The sequence below is a fragment of the Paraburkholderia unamae genome (genome assembly GCF_003096875.1).
Taxonomy (GTDB): domain Bacteria; phylum Pseudomonadota; class Gammaproteobacteria; order Burkholderiales; family Burkholderiaceae; genus Paraburkholderia; species Paraburkholderia unamae.
The window spans coordinates 1-13,826 of sequence record NZ_QEOB01000054.1; the positions used below are offsets into that span (position 1 = coordinate 1).

The 13,826-nt window shown below is 66.2% G+C and carries 13 protein-coding genes and 1 pseudogene; 11 read left to right on the forward strand and 3 right to left on the reverse strand.

From position 1 onward, the window contains the following. The 5 genes and pseudogenes from C7402_RS45825 to C7402_RS45845 form a co-directional block, all read left to right on the forward strand. Positions 1-243: pseudogene (locus C7402_RS45825) on the forward strand (threonine ammonia-lyase, biosynthetic); the annotation flags it as partial. A 182-nt stretch (positions 244-425) separates the two neighbouring features. Continuing rightward, entirely contained in the window at positions 426-1,415 is a 990-nt protein-coding gene (locus tag C7402_RS45830) for an ABC transporter substrate-binding protein (protein WP_208949109.1), read from the forward strand. Positions 1,416-1,446: 31 nt separating this feature from the next. Then, entirely contained in the window at positions 1,447-2,421 is a 975-nt protein-coding gene (locus C7402_RS45835) for an ABC transporter permease subunit (protein ID WP_116615276.1), read from the forward strand. Then, positions 2,418-3,194, forward strand: coding sequence for an ATP-binding cassette domain-containing protein (locus C7402_RS45840; protein ID WP_112178338.1), 777 nt, complete (start codon positions 2,418-2,420; stop codon positions 3,192-3,194). The genes C7402_RS45835 and C7402_RS45840 overlap by 4 nt, the downstream gene beginning before the upstream one ends. 85 nt (positions 3,195-3,279) lie before the next feature. Next, on the forward strand, positions 3,280-3,633 hold the full coding sequence (locus C7402_RS45845; protein WP_116615277.1) for a DOPA 4,5-dioxygenase family protein: 354 nt from the start codon (positions 3,280-3,282) through the stop codon (positions 3,631-3,633). 39 nt (positions 3,634-3,672) lie between these two features. On the opposite strand, the gene C7402_RS45850 is transcribed toward C7402_RS45845, so the two are convergent. Both C7402_RS45850 and C7402_RS45855 read right to left on the reverse strand, forming a co-directional pair. Next, positions 3,673-5,031, reverse strand: a complete 1,359-nt coding sequence (locus C7402_RS45850) for an MFS transporter (protein ID WP_116615278.1) — start codon at positions 5,029-5,031, stop codon at positions 3,673-3,675. A 190-nt stretch (positions 5,032-5,221) separates the two neighbouring features. Continuing rightward, complete coding sequence (locus C7402_RS45855) at positions 5,222-6,244, reverse strand: aldose 1-epimerase (protein ID WP_244315127.1); 1,023 nt, start codon at positions 6,242-6,244, stop codon at positions 5,222-5,224. Positions 6,245-6,443: 199 nt separating this feature from the next. Between C7402_RS45855 and C7402_RS45860 the strand changes: the two genes are divergently transcribed. From C7402_RS45860 to C7402_RS45880, 5 genes are all read left to right on the forward strand, one after another. Further along, positions 6,444-7,526, forward strand: coding sequence for a LacI family DNA-binding transcriptional regulator (locus C7402_RS45860; RefSeq protein ID WP_116615279.1), 1,083 nt, complete (start codon positions 6,444-6,446; stop codon positions 7,524-7,526). A 209-nt stretch (positions 7,527-7,735) separates the two neighbouring features. Beyond that, on the forward strand, positions 7,736-8,770 hold the full coding sequence (locus C7402_RS45865) for an ABC transporter substrate-binding protein (protein ID WP_116615280.1): 1,035 nt from the start codon (positions 7,736-7,738) through the stop codon (positions 8,768-8,770). Between the two features lie 14 nt (positions 8,771-8,784). Then, the gene (locus C7402_RS45870) at positions 8,785-10,371 is read left to right on the forward strand and encodes a sugar ABC transporter ATP-binding protein (protein ID WP_116615281.1); all 1,587 of its coding nucleotides are present in this window, start codon (positions 8,785-8,787) and stop codon (positions 10,369-10,371) included. A gap of 317 nt (positions 10,372-10,688) precedes the next feature. Next, positions 10,689-11,444 carry an ABC transporter permease gene (locus C7402_RS45875; protein WP_425273832.1) on the forward strand — a complete coding sequence of 252 codons (756 nt, stop codon included), beginning with the start codon at positions 10,689-10,691 and terminating at the stop codon, positions 11,442-11,444. Positions 11,445-11,448: 4 nt separating this feature from the next. Beyond that, the gene (locus C7402_RS45880; RefSeq protein WP_116615283.1) at positions 11,449-12,519 is read left to right on the forward strand and encodes an ABC transporter permease; all 1,071 of its coding nucleotides are present in this window, start codon (positions 11,449-11,451) and stop codon (positions 12,517-12,519) included. A gap of 18 nt (positions 12,520-12,537) precedes the next feature. On the opposite strand, the gene C7402_RS45885 is transcribed toward C7402_RS45880, so the two are convergent. Then, positions 12,538-12,975 carry a hypothetical protein gene (locus tag C7402_RS45885; protein ID WP_116615284.1) on the reverse strand — a complete coding sequence of 146 codons (438 nt, stop codon included), beginning with the start codon at positions 12,973-12,975 and terminating at the stop codon, positions 12,538-12,540. A 140-nt stretch (positions 12,976-13,115) separates the two neighbouring features. Between C7402_RS45885 and C7402_RS45890 the strand changes: the two genes are divergently transcribed. Continuing rightward, on the forward strand, positions 13,116-13,346 hold the full coding sequence (locus C7402_RS45890) for a hypothetical protein (protein WP_208949110.1): 231 nt from the start codon (positions 13,116-13,118) through the stop codon (positions 13,344-13,346). The last annotated feature ends 480 nt before the right edge of the window (positions 13,347-13,826 follow it).

A 13,826-nucleotide genomic window follows, 5' to 3' on the forward strand; every position in this document is an offset into this window, starting at 1 on the left:
CTGTTCCGCTTCGAGTTTCCGGAGCGGCCGGGCGCGCTCATGCGCTTCCTCTCGTCGATGGCGCCGAACTGGAATATCAGCCTCTTTCACTACCGTAACCAGGGCGCGGACTATAGCTCGATTCTGGTGGGCATTCAAGTGCCCGCAGCGGAAGACGCCGAGTTCCGCCGCTTCCTCGCCACGCTCGGTTATCCGCACTGGGAAGAGACGAGCAACCCGGCGTATCGGTTGTTCCTGCAATGAAATAGTCAGTCGTCCCACAAATCGGGACGGTCGCATCTGCCGCGCATAAACAGCGCTGAGAGTGCAGGAAAACACCAGGCCCGGCGGCAGTGCGCCTCAGTATACTGAGCCACTGCTGCCGGGCGTCGTCGCCTCGGGAAGATTGGGCGCCGTGCGTCGGACTCATTTGGAGGAAGACAAACATGTTGCGCAACGCTCTCCGCTGTCTGATGGCTTTTTCCACGATCTCCGTCGCCGCGCTCGGGATGTTGCCCGGCGTGGCGCACGCAGATGCGGCGCACCCCGTTGTCGCGCTCTTGCCCGGCGTCACCGATCCCTTCTACTTCACCATGCATCGCGGCGCCGAGCGCGCGGCGAAGGAAGAAAACATCCAGTTGCTGTTCCAGGTGCCGAAGGCCTGGAACACCACCGAGCAGGTGCCGATTCTCAAGGCCTTCATCGCCAAGCATCCCGACGTGCTGCTCGTTTCACCCGTCGACAAGCAACAGCTCATCGGCCCGCTCAAGGAAGCCGCGGACGCCGGCATCAAGGTCATCACCGTCGACACTTATATCGGCGACGGACACTATCAAACCGGCAAGGGTGACGCCGATTTCCCGCTCTCCTATATTGCTTCGGACAACCTGGAAGGCGGCCGCGTGGCGGCGCGTTCGCTGGCCAAGGCGATCGGCGACAAGGGCACCGTCTATTGCGAGAACAACAAGCCTGGCATTTCCAGCACCGACGCGCGCGCGCAAGGTTTCATGGAAGAGATGAAGAAGCACCCCAACATCAAGGTGCTGGAGACGCAATACAACGAGGATGACGCCAATCGCGCCGCTTCGCACGTGGCTGCCGTGCTCGCACGCAATCCCGATCTCGCGGGCGTGTTCGGCGCCAACACGTTTTCGGGCGCAGGCGCGGCGCAAGGCGTGAAGAACGCGGGCAAGCAGGGCGTGGTGAAGGTCGTCGTGTTCGACGCCGTGCCCGGCATCGACGAGCAGATCCGCAGCGGTCTCGTGGATATCGCCATTGCGCAGCTTCCCGACCAGATGGGTTACGACGCCGTGAAGTTCGCCGGCGACGTGATTCACGGCAAGAAGATCCCCACCTACAAGGGCACGGGCTTCGTCGTGCTCGACAAGTCGAATATCGACAAGCCGGAGATGAAGCAGTACATCTACTCGAACTGAACGCCCCGGCCGCGCCCTTCACGCCCACGACATGAACGACAAACGTCTCGACCGGCTCGCGCTCGTCAGCAAGGTGTGGCCGTGGCTCTTTCTCGGCTCGCTGCTCGTATTCTTCGAGGCGTGGGCGCGGATATCGGCGCATCGCTCGTTCGTGTTCAACGCGTACAACCTGCAATCGATCGGGCTCGCGGCCAGCGCCCCGCTTTTGCTCGCCATCGGCCAGACCTTTGTGATCATCACCGCCGGCATCGATCTTTCGGTGGGCTTCGTGATGGGCCTCGCGGCCGTGTGCGTGGCGCAGTTCACGATTCCCGGCGGCGCTTCGCCGTGGATCTTGCTGATGTCGATTCCGCTCACGATGCTCGTGTGCCTGATTCCGGGCTTCGTGAACGGCGTGCTGATCGCAAGACTGGGCGTGCCCGCTTTCATCGGCACGCTCGGCATGTATGGCGTCGCGCGCGGCGCGGGTTTTCTCGCCGCGGGCAGCGGCATGACCGTCGCAGTCAACAATGCCGGTCTCGCATGGCTCGGCAGCGGCTGGACGCCCGTGATCCTCACGGCCGTGCTGCTCGCCATCATGCATTTCGTGCTCTCGCAAACCCGCTTCGGTCAGTACACCTATGCGATAGGCGGCAATCCGCAGTCGGCCATACGCGCGGGCATCAACGTGCGCCGCCATCTGTTTGCGATCTATCTGATCGCCGCGGCATTCGCGGCGGTAGGCGGCATCGTCTACACGGCGCGCTTCGCGGCCGGCGCGGCGAACGCGGGCGAGCCCATGCTGCTCGATTCGATCGCGGCGGTCGTGATCGGCGGCGCGAGCCTCTTTGGCGGCACGGGTAATGTCATCGGCACGCTGATCGGCGCGCTCATCATCGCCGTGATCGAATTCGGACTCGTGTTCATCGACGTGAACGCGTTCTGGCAGTTCATCGTGGTCGGCATCGTCATTATTCTTTCCGTACTCATCGACCAGTACAAGGAACGGCTGGGAGGCGCGCAATGAGCGACGCGGGCGTCACGCCGATTCTCGAGGCGCGCGATGTGTCGATCCGCTTTGGCGGCGTGGAGGCGCTCAAGCGCGTTTCGCTGCGGCTCATGCCGGGCGAAGTGCTCGCGCTCGCGGGCGACAATGGCGCGGGCAAATCCACGCTCATCAAGATTCTCTCCGGCGTTTATCGAGCCGACGCGGGTGAACTGCATTTCGAAGGCCGTCCGCTGCAACTGCGCGACCCGCAGGACGCGCGGGCGCAAGGCATCGAAACCATCTATCAGGATCTCGCGCTCGCCGACAATCTCGACGTGGGCAGCAACATTTTCCTCGGGCGCGAGCCCGTGCGGCGGCTGTTCGGCTTGAACGTGATCGATCGCCCGCAGATGGCGCGGGTCGCGCGCGAGGTGCTCGAACGGCTCGATATCGTGATCCCGCCGCGCAAGCTAGGCGGCCCGGTGAAAATGCTCTCGGGCGGCCAGCGCCAGGCCATTGCGATCGGCCGCGCGATTTACTGGAACGCGCGTGTGCTCATCATGGACGAGCCCACGGCGGCGCTTGGCGTGCCCGAGCAGCGCAAGGTGATGGAGCTGATCGGCGCGCTCAAGTCGCAGGGCGTGGCCGTGATCCTCATTTCGCACAATCTGCACGATATTTTTGCCGTGGCGCAGCGCATCGTCGTGTTGCGGCGCGGCGAAGTGGCGGGCGAGCGGCGCGTGGCCGAGACCGACGGCGATGAAATCGTGCGCCTGATGGTGGGCGACACGTATTCAAACGGCGCGCACTGAAGCGTAACGGTGTGCGTTCGCCTGCGCGGCGCGGGCATTCGATGGACAATGATGCTTCGAACCCTTACCGCAGTCCTGTCCCGCCATGAACTACCTCGATCCCGCCGATATCACCAGCTGGCACGCGCACATCTATTTCGACGCGGCGACGCGCGACGCCGCATGGACGCTGCGCGAAGCGATCGAGGCGCGCTTTGGCCAGGTCGTGCAGATCGGCCGCTTTCACGAGCGCCCGGTCGGCCCGCACCCGATGTGGTCGTATCAACTCGCCATGTCGCGCGAGCGCTTCGCCGAGATCGTCGCGTGGCTCACGCTCAATCACGGCTCGCTCGACGTGTTCGTGCATCCGAACACGTCCGATGCGCTGCGCGACCATCGCGACGCCGCCGTGTGGATCGGCCATTCGCATACGCTGAATCTCGCCGCGCTCGGCGGCTGATGCCACGGCGGCTTGCGCCGCCGTGCGCGAGTTCGGGCCTCAGTGCCCGAACGACTCCGTTTTCGCCGCCGCCTCGCCGCTGACCTGCGGCCGCGCGGCCTGCTTGATGAGCAGCGCCGCGCCCGCAATGAGACCCGCGACGGCGACCGTCGCGAAGATGCCCGCGAACGTGAAGTGGCGGCGCGCCAGCTCGGCCACGAGGAACGAACCCGCAATCCCGCCGAAGCGGCCGATGCCGAGCATCCAGGCCACGCCCGTGCCGCGCCCCTGGGTGGGGTAGAACGCGGCGGCGAGCGCGGGCATCGACGATTGCGCCGTGTTCATCAGCACGCCGGCCACGAACACCACGAGCACGAGCAGGCCCACGTTGCCCACCGCCTGGCCGATGAGCCACACCGAAAGCGCGGTGAGCGCATAGCACACGGCGATGATGCGGTTCGCGTTGAAGCGGTCCATCAGCACGCCGCACAGCACCGCGCCCACGCCGCCGAGCGGGAAGAGCGCCGAGATGAGCGTGGCGCTCGCGGGCGCGAGGCCGGCGTCCTTGAGCAGCAGCGGCATCCAGTTGATCGAGGCGTAGAAGATCACGAGCCCCATGAAGTACGCGACCCACAGCATGAGCGAGCCGACCAGGTACATGGGCGAGAGCACGACGCCGAGTCCCTTGCCCTGCGTGTGCGGGGTGTTTTCGGTCATCGTGAACACCTGCGCCTGGGCGGCGTCCGGCGAAATGCGCGCGAGCGCGGCGCGAATGCGCTCGGCGGGGCGCTGGTTCGCAACCATGTAGCGCACCGATTCGGGCATGCGCAAAAAGAGCGGCACGGCGAGCAAAAGCGGCGTCACGCCGCCGAGCACGAGCACGCTGCGCCAGCCGAAGTGCGGAATCATCCACGCGGCGAGAAAGCCGCCGCAGGCCGCGCCAAGCGGAAAGCCGCAGAACATCAGATTGATGATGGTGGCGCGGCGCTGGTCGGGGCAGTATTCGCCCATCATCGTGACGGCATTGGGCATGGCCGCGCCCAGGCCCACGCCGGTGACGAAGCGTAGCCACGTGAGTTCGCCGATGCTCGTGGAGAACGCCGAAACGAGGCAGGTCGCGCCGAACAGCAGCACGGCGCCGAGCAGCATCGAGCGGCGCCCGACGCGGTCGGAGAGCGGCCCCGAGACGAGCGCGCCGCAAGCGAGACCGAACAGCGCCGCGCTCAGCACCGGGGCCAGCGCGGGCTTGGAGATGCCCCATTCGCCGAGCAGCGAAGGCGCGATGAAGCCGATCGCGGCCGTGTCGAAACCGTCGAGCAGGACGATGACGAAGCACATCGCGAAGATGAACCACTGAAACGGCGAGAACGGATGCTCGTTGATGAAGGTCTGGACGTTGACGGCGCGTGGGCGGTCCATGGTGTTGTCTCCTGTCGACCCGCGTTGGCGCTTTCACGCCGATACGGGTTCCATTCAAGGTTGTCGTTGTGGCGGCGCGCGCAGGCGAGCCGCGTTTTCTGGTTTGGCTTTCAACCTGGAATAGTAACCGCAGTGCGACGCTTGCTGGAATCGGGAACCGGCGCGGTGCCGCAGCTTCAAGGCCGCCGCTTCAAAGCCTTTCAGGCAGCCAGGCAAGCTGGGTTTCGAGCGTCTCGCCGGGTGCGAGCACGGTGCCGCCCACGTCGATGCGCTGGGCCGTGCCTGCATGGCGAAGATTGAGCCAGTCCGTCGTATTGCTGACCGGCTCCGCGCAGAAGTACGGCAAGCCGGGCGGGCTGAACAGCACGAAGAAGTCGAGGGGCGCGCTCGCGCGCAGCGCGAGGCGGCGGCCTTCGTGCGGCCATTCGATCTGCGCCTCGTGACGCCAGCCGGAGAAGTTGTTGTCGAGATCGAAGTCGTCGACGAGCAGTCCGGCCTGCAACGCGTCCACGGCCGGATGGGCGTTGAGCGAAACCGGCAGGACTTCCGCATCGATCTCCCACATCGCGCGCACACGCGCGGCGATGCGCGTGCCGGACGGACGCGGATAGTACGGGTGATGGCCCAGGCCGAACGGCATCGGCCGCGCGGCCAGGTTGCGCGCCCACAGGCGCACGGTAAGGCCGCTGGCGTCGAGCGTCAGATGCTGGCGCGCTTCATAGCGAAACGGCCAGCCCGTGCCCGCATGCGAGTCCGGGCCATGCGAGCTTGTGAATGCGTGCGGCTCGTGCAGAAAGTGCAGCGTGAGCGTGCTGTCCGTGCGCGCTTCGACGGTCCACGGCCGCCGCCACGCGTGGCCGTGCAGCGCATGGCGCAGCGCGCCCGTGCCGCTCGGCAGGTCGATCATCTCGCCTTCGAAGCGAAAGCGCCCGTCACGGATGCGGTTGCAGTACGGCATCAACGGAAAGCTCGCCATGCCGAGCGGATCGCGCGCGTCGAGGGCGGCGCGCGTGGCCGGGCGCAGCCAGTGAAACGGCGGCGCGTGGCCGGCCGTGTCGTAGAACGCGGCAATCGAGCCGCCCACGTGCGGCGCGACCAGCGCGCGCGTTTCGCCGTGGGCGAGCGTGACGAGCTGGCCGTCGTCGAGCGCGGCGGTGTCGAAGGTCGCCTGCGCGGCGGCCGGCAAGCGCGAAGGTGTCGATCTGGAGGTCAAATGAGCGCGCTCCCGACGAATGATTTATTACTAATAAAAGATAATATAGTCGCTCGATCCGATCGATGCAGCGCCGGAAAAATGGTGACATACGCCAATTGATGGCCCAAATTATTAATGCTACGCTTCGGGCCAACAGCGCGGCCCCGAGCGCGCGCCGCCGCGCCGCGCAGCCTATCCGCAGCCGCCCCCACATCCGATGAAAAAATCGACGCAGCGCCGCCCGACCATGACCGACATCGCGAAGGCCGCGGGCGTGTCGCAATCCACGGTTTCCCTCGTGCTCAACGGCGCGGTCGGCGCCAAGCTCTCGGAAGCCACGCGCCAGAAGGTGCACGAAGTCGCGCAGTCGCTCGGCTATCAGTTGCCGATTCGCGCGGTGCAGACGCCCGCGCCGGCTGGCGAGCGCAACCTGATCGTCTATATCGCCGATGAAGTGTCGACGAGCCCGCACCCCGTGGTGAGCATCGACGGCGCGCGCGACGCCGCCTGGAACAACGGCTGCCTGCTCGCGGTGTTCTCGACCCACGGCAACGCGCAGATGGAGCAGCAGGTGCTGCAAACGCTCGCCATGCCGAACGTGCTCGGCGTGATCTACGCGACCGTGTACACGCGCAAGGTCGCGGTGCCCCCCGCGCTGCTGAAAGTGCCGGCCGTTCTGCTCAACTGCTACTCGTCCGATCACGCGCTTTCCTCGGTCGTGCCGGCCGAAGTGGCGGGCGGTCATACGGCCACCGAATACCTGATCGAGGCGGGGCACCGCCGCATCGGCTTCATCAATGGCGAGACCTGGCAGGACGCCGCGAAGGACCGTCTCAAGGGCTACCGTCAGGCGCTCGCGACTGCCGACCTGCCGTTCGACGAGCGTCTCGTGCGCGACGGCGACTGGAGCTCCGGCAAGGGTTTCGAGCTCACGCTCTCGCTCATGCGCGAGCCGAATCCGCCCACCGCGATCTTCTGCGCGAACGACCTCATGGCGATCGGCGCGATCGAGGCGCTCAAGCAACTCGGGCAGCGCGTGCCCGAAGACGTTTCGGTGATGGGCTATGACGACCAGGAAATCGCGCGCCATACGCATCCACCGCTCACCACCGTCGTGCTGCCCAACTACGAGCTCGGCCGCTGGGCCGTCGAAACGCTGCTACAGGAAGAACAGAACCGCAGCGCCGGCGCGCCCGTGCGCCACCGCACCGTGAAGCTCGACGGGCCGCTCATCGAACGCACCTCGGTGTGCGCGCCGGACCCCGCCTCCCCCGTAAATACCCTCATTAATATCAACTAAATTTGACTGGTAATATTAGTTGAAGCAGTGGCCGTAATAATTCGGCGTGATGCGTGGCTTGCTGTTGCGTGCATCGTCGCGCCGGATGAATCAGGAAAGACAACAAGAACCGGGGCGGGCCCAGAACCCGCGCCGCCGATGTCATTCATCGCTTTGTGGAGCCGCACCAGGCGCTAGAGCGTCCTGTGTGGTCGACACAGGAGACAGCCATGCGTCATCAACGAATCCAGTCAGCCTTCATTGCCGCCGGCCTTTGCCTCGCGAGCACCTTCGCCGCGAGCGCGTACGCGCAGTCCGATTCCGGCGCGCAGAAAGTCCAGGCGAATTCCAGCGAGACCTGCACGAATCCCAAGCCGGGCGGCAAGAAGCTCAGCGACATGGTGGTGGGCTTCTCGCAATCGGAAAACGAGCAGAACCCGTTCCGTGCGACCGAGACCGCCTCGGTGCGCGCGGCGGCCAAGGAAGCGGGCGTGAAGCGCCTCCTGTATACCAACGCCAACGCGAACCAGGCCAAACAGGTCGCCGACATCGAAAGCATGATCAACCAGGGCGCCGAGGCGCTCATCATCGCGCCCAACGACTCCACGGGCCTGCAACCTGCGCTCGCCCAGGCGCGCGCGAAGGGCATTCCGGTCGTGACGATCGACCGGCAGACGGCGGGCACGGTCTGCACCGACTTCATCACGTTCCTCGGCTCGGACTTCTACAAGCAGGGTGAGCGCGCGGCCAAGGCGCTCGCCGACGCCACCGGCGGCAAGGCGGTCATCGCCGAGATTCAGGGCGGCTATGGCAATACCGTGGAAAGCCAGCGCACGGACGGCTTCGCCAACGGCCTCAAGGCCTACCCGGACATGCGGATCGCCGCGGCGCAGACTGCGAACTGGTCGACGACCGAGGCGCAGAAAGTGATGGAGCAGATCCTGCTCGCGCACCCGGACGTCAACGCCGTCTACACCCACGCCGACACGATGACGGTGGGCGCGATCAAGGCGCTGCGCCAGGCCGGCAAGCTCAACGGCGTGAAGATCGTTTCGATCGACGGCACGAAGGAGATCGTCACGGATATCTCGAACGGCATCGTGGCCGCCGACGTCGAGACGAATCCGCGCTTCGGCCCGCTCGCCTTCAAGTCGCTGGAAGACTATCTCGCGGGCCGGCCGGTGCCGCAGAAGCAGATCATGGACGACGCGCTGTTCGACAGGACCAACGCGCAACCGTCGCTCGCGCAAGGCAAGGTCTACTGAGCCGCGCCCGCACGATGACGACGCGCGCCACCGCAAATCGCGCCGCTTCCACCACGCCGAGCGCCGTGCTCGAAACGCGCGGCGTTTCGAAAACCTTCGGTGTGGTGCGGGCGCTGCGCGACGTTTCGCTCACGCTGCGCGCGGGCGAAGTGCATGGCCTCGTGGGCGAGAACGGCGCAGGCAAGTCCACGCTGATCAAGGTGCTCACCGGGTTTCACCAGCCCGACGCGGGTGCGCTCACGCTCGACGGCGCGAACGTTGCGTTCGACAGCCCGCGCGCTGCGCAGGGCGCGGGCGTGTGCGCCGTGTATCAGGAAATCAACCTGATACCGGAGCGCAGCGTGGCGGACAATATCTTCCTGTGTCACGAGCCGAAACGATTCGGCATCCTGATTGACCGGCGGCGCATGCTCGAGCGCGCCGCCGAAATCGTGCAGCGTTACCGGCTCGCGGTCGATCCGGCTGCTCGGCTTGGCTCGCTCGGACTCGGGGCGCAGCAGATGGTGGCGATTGCGCGCGGCGTGTCGCTGGGTGCGCGCGTGCTGATCCTCGACGAGCCGACTTCGGCCTTGAGCGGCGCGGAAGTGGACGTGCTGTTCGAAGTTGTCGACCGGCTGCGCGACGAGGGCATCGCGCTCTTGTTCGTGAGTCACCGGCTGTCCGAATGCTACCGGCTGTGCGACCGCTTCACGGTGATGCGCGACGGCGCGGTGGTCCGCACGGGCACGCCCGGCGAACTGCCGCGCGCGGCGCTGATCGCGGCGATGCTCGGCCGCGAGAGCGCGGGCGAGCACGCATGGACCGAGCGCTCGGGCGCCGCCCAGGCGGATGCAGATGCGACGCCCGCGCTCGCCGTCGATCATCTGGAATGGGGCAATCGTGTGCGCGATGTGTCGTTGCGCGTGGCGCGCAAGGAGATCGTCGGGCTGGCAGGGCTGCTCGGCTCGGGCCGCACGGAAACCTTCAAGACAATTTTTGGCGCACAGAAGGCCGACGGCGGCGAGGTCAACATCGCCGGGCGCGCGCTCGCGCATGCGACTCCCGCACGCTCGATCGGACGCGGCCTCGCCTTTCTTTCCGAAGACCGCCGCGCCGAAGGCATCTTTCCGCGCCTCTCGGTGCGCGAGAACATCGTGGCGAGCCTGTTGCCGCGCATCTCGCGCTTCGGCTTCATCTCGCGCACGAAGGAGGCGCAACTGGTGCGCGAGTCCATCGAACGTCTCGGCATCAAGACGGCCGGCCCCGGCGCGCTCATCACCACGCTTTCGGGCGGCAATCAGCAGAAGGCGCTGATCGCGCGCTGTCTCTCGACGCGTCCAACCGTGCTGCTGCTCGACGATCCCACGCGCGGCATCGACGTCGGCGCGAAGGAGGAAGTGCATCGCGTCGTGCAGGAACTGGCGCGCGAGGGACTCGCGGTGGTGGTCACGTCGTCGGAGATGGAAGAACTGCTCGCGCTCACCGACCGCCTCGTGGTGCTCAACGAAGGCGCGACCCAGGGCGGCATGCCGACCGCCGGCGCGCACCCGGACGACGTGCTCGCCGTGCTGGCGGGCGCGGCCACCGGCAACGGCGCGGATCAGGGCGGCGGCAATGCCTGAGCAGCGCGAAGCCCATTCAGCCACACTCGACCACGACCGCTCCGATGGCGACCCGTCCTGAATCGAACGAGGCAAGCTTGAGTTCCTCGAACTCCCCTGGTTCCCCGAACCGTTCCGCGGCTTCAGCTCCCGGCGAGGCGCCGCGCGCGCACGCCTGGCGCACGGTGCTGCGCGAGCACAGCGTGTACTTTGCGCTTGCCGCGCTCGTGGCGTTCAATCTCGCGGTGACGCCCGGCTTCTCGAATCCGTTCGCCGCGCGCAGCCTGCTTTTCGAAGCGGCCCCGATCGTCCTGATCGCGCTCGGCCAGAATCTGGCGATTGCCACACGCGGCATCGACCTTTCGGTGGGATCGGTGATGGCGCTCGCGAGCGCTTCGGTCGCCGTGTTTCTGCCGTACGGCGTGGGACCGGCGCTCGTGGGGGCGGTTGCGGTGGGCGCCGTGGTCGGCCTGTGCAATGGCCTGCTCGTGGCGTTGCTCGCGATCGACCCGCTGATCTCCAGCCTCGCGCTGCTGGTCGCCGCGCGCGGTCTCGCGCAGGCGCTGCTGGGCGGTTCGCGCGTCAATCTGCCCGACACGCCCGCGTTCGACCTGCTCGGCGCGGGTGCGCTCGGGCCGCTGCCCATCGTCATGCTGATCGCACTCGCGCTCGCCGCGGTGGTGGCGTTCGTGGTGCGGCGCACGACCTTCGGGCGCTATGCGATTCTCGTCGGCGCGAGCCGTGGCGCTGCGTTCCTCGCGGGCATTCCGGTGCGGCGCACGCTCTTTCTCGTCTATGCGGTGAGCGGCACGTTCGCGGGACTCGCCGGGGTGTTCGCCTCGTCTCGTCTCGGCGCGGCGGATCCCAATTACGTTGGCGTGAACTTCGAGCTCGACGCGATCGCGGCTTCGGTGATCGGCGGCACGCCGCTTTCGGGCGGCCGCATTTCGATCGTCGGCGCGGTGTTCGGCGTGCTGTTGCTGCAAGTGCTCGACGCGAGCTTCATCATGAACAACATCAGCTTCACCTACGCGCAGATCCTGAAGGCGGTGTTCATCGTCGTCGCGCTTTATCTGCAACGCTCGGGAGGCTGACGCAATGCCGAAGCCCACTCAATCCGCCCGGCTGGACGCGCCCACATCCACCGCCGCCGCGCCGGGCGCGGGTCGCCGCACGCAATTGATCGCGCTCGTGCAGTCGCGCGGCGCGATCGCCATGCTCGTGGTCGTCGCGCTCGTGGCCGGCATGGTGTTCCCCGATTTCCTGCGGCCCGCGAATCTCGCCGATATCGTCTCGAACGGCGCGTTCCTCGGCCTCGTCGCCGTGGGGCAAAGCATCGTCATCATTTTGGGCGGCTTCGATCTCTCGGTCGGGTCGATGGTCGGGCTCGGCACCGTGCTGACCGCCTATGCCGCGCCGTATGGATGGGGCGCCGCGATGCTGGCACCGGTGGCGGCGGGCTTTGTGGTCGGGCTGGGCAACGGCCTGCTGATCGCCCGCGCGCGCATGGCGCCGTTCATCGTCACGCTTGCGGCGCTGCTCGGGCTCAAGGGCCTCGCGCTCGTGCTGGCGAGCCAGGATCTGCTGATCGCCAATCCGGGCTTTTTTGCGCGCATCGCCAACGGATCGATCTTGGGCGTCAACAACCTCATCTGGATACTCATCGTGGTCTATGCGCTCGGCGCGGCGCTGCTCAACCACACGCGCTTCGGCGCGGCCATCTTCGCTATTGGCGGCAACGAGGAGGCGGCGCGCATGCTGGGTGTGCGCGTCGAGCGCGTGAAGGTGCTCGCGTACGGGCTCTCTGGCGCGCTCGCCGGGTTATCCGGCGCGCTGCTGGCGTCGCATCTCGATTCGGGGTTGTCGGGCGCGGGCACGGGCTACGAATTGCAGTCGATCGCGGCGGCCGTGATTGGGGGCGTGCTGCTCACCGGCGGCGTGGGGACGATGGCCGGGCCGCTGGCCGGCGTGTTGCTGCTCGGCGTGATCGACAACGTCATCAATCAGGTCGGCACGCTGAGCCCCTACTATCAGAACCTTGCGAGCGGGGCGTTCCTGCTCGCGGCGGTCATCGTCCAGACGGTGCTCACCGGCCGTCGGCAGGGTGCCGCGCGGGCGGCCGGGGCGACGCGGCGGCGGGTGGCTGCCGATGGAGCGGCGCGCTCGTGAGCGCGCGGCCGACGGATCCTATTGATGTGAGACGCTGAGCTTCACTTTCGCCGCGCCGTCCGTCTGCGCCGTAATTTCCGTGCGGCTGCCGCGCTGCCCCAGATAGAAGTGCTGGCGGCCCGGCGAATTCACATCGTGCGTCGCATCGGGCAAACACGAGGCGATGTCCGCTCCCACGCCTTCCAGCGCATTCGTGCCCGAACCGGCGTCGCGCACGCTCCAGATGCAGTGATAGGTGCCGCCGCTCGCCGCGCATTGCGCGTCGTCGCCGTAGGGTTGAGCGACGGCGCGCCCGTCGTCGGGGCTGAGTGAGCTGAAATGCTGCGGTGCGGCCGCGACGATGCGCTTGAGCGCGGCGCAGGGGCTGGCGCTGTCGTCCGCGTGGGCGGCAAGCGGGATGCCGGGTATGGCGATGGCCGAGCAGAGCGCGATGATGCGGGTGATCGATGGTTTCATGGCATTTGCGCTGCGCGAGCGCAGCGCCTCATCGTGGGAAGTGAGCGCAGTGCTGCAAGCGGCGTGCCGGGAATGGCCCTTGCAGAGTGATGCGTCACACTCATCACGAGGAGAACGCCATGATGAAGCCGCGCATGGGCATGATGAAAACGGGCGCGCTGCTGGTCGGCCTGACTTGTGCGATGGCGAGCGTCGGCGCGTCGCGCGACGAACAGGAGCACGCATGCCGCGGCGATGCGTTTCACTTCTGCGCGAGCGAGATTCCGAACAAGGAGAAGATCGCGGCATGCATGAAGCAGCACTATGACGAGCTGTCGCCGCCGTGCAAGGCGATGTTCAAGCGGCCGCCGAAGGGCGGCTCGAAAACGTAAGGACTCGATCTGCTATGTAGGGAGGCACAGTGCGCCTCCTTTTTTGTTGAGTCGATGAAGAAGGGCTTGCGGGTTCGCTGGCGTGGCGTTAAGATTCGCCCCCTTCGCAGTTCGATGTCTCTGACATCCGGGTTTGCGAGGGCCGCCGCGGAAACCGGTGGACGCAGGAGTCGACAGCTTTTTAAGCGGTAAGCGAAAAAAAGGGGTTGACGAAGCGAAAAAGATTCTTCATAATCTCGTTTCTCTGCTGCTGACGCAGCAACGCAGAAAGAAGCCGGTAGTCAAGCAGTTCTAACGGCAACTTCGCGATCGATCTTTAAAAATTTACAGCCGATAAGTGTGGGCGCTTGATGCGGTGACGCGGCCTGACCTTGTTCTTCGGAGCGAAGTCGGGAGTAGCGAAAGTATCAAGAGTCTCACACTAAAGTAAGTCAGGTTTTTGAATTTATTCAGAACCTGTCAGCTTTGAGTGAGCGACTG

Excerpts from the sequence above, each read along its gene's own strand:
- C7402_RS45890 (WP_208949110.1), top strand. The coding sequence starts at position 13,116 with ATGATGAAAACGGGCGCGCTGCTGGTCGGCCTGACTTGTGCGATGGCG.
- C7402_RS45835 (WP_116615276.1), top strand. The coding sequence starts at position 1,447 with ATGAACGACAAACGTCTCGACCGGCTCGCGCTCGTCAGCAAGGTGTGG.
- C7402_RS45845 (WP_116615277.1), top strand. The coding sequence starts at position 3,280 with ATGAACTACCTCGATCCCGCCGATATCACCAGCTGGCACGCGCACATC.
- C7402_RS45850 (WP_116615278.1), bottom strand. The coding sequence starts at position 5,031 with ATGGACCGCCCACGCGCCGTCAACGTCCAGACCTTCATCAACGAGCAT.
- C7402_RS45840 (WP_112178338.1), top strand. The coding sequence starts at position 2,418 with ATGAGCGACGCGGGCGTCACGCCGATTCTCGAGGCGCGCGATGTGTCG.
- C7402_RS45885 (WP_116615284.1), bottom strand. The coding sequence starts at position 12,975 with ATGAAACCATCGATCACCCGCATCATCGCGCTCTGCTCGGCCATCGCC.
- C7402_RS45880 (WP_116615283.1), top strand. The coding sequence starts at position 11,449 with ATGCCGAAGCCCACTCAATCCGCCCGGCTGGACGCGCCCACATCCACC.
- C7402_RS45870 (WP_116615281.1), top strand. The coding sequence starts at position 8,785 with ATGACGACGCGCGCCACCGCAAATCGCGCCGCTTCCACCACGCCGAGC.
- C7402_RS45860 (WP_116615279.1), top strand. The coding sequence starts at position 6,444 with ATGAAAAAATCGACGCAGCGCCGCCCGACCATGACCGACATCGCGAAG.
- C7402_RS45865 (WP_116615280.1), top strand. The coding sequence starts at position 7,736 with ATGCGTCATCAACGAATCCAGTCAGCCTTCATTGCCGCCGGCCTTTGC.
- C7402_RS45830 (WP_208949109.1), top strand. The coding sequence starts at position 426 with ATGTTGCGCAACGCTCTCCGCTGTCTGATGGCTTTTTCCACGATCTCC.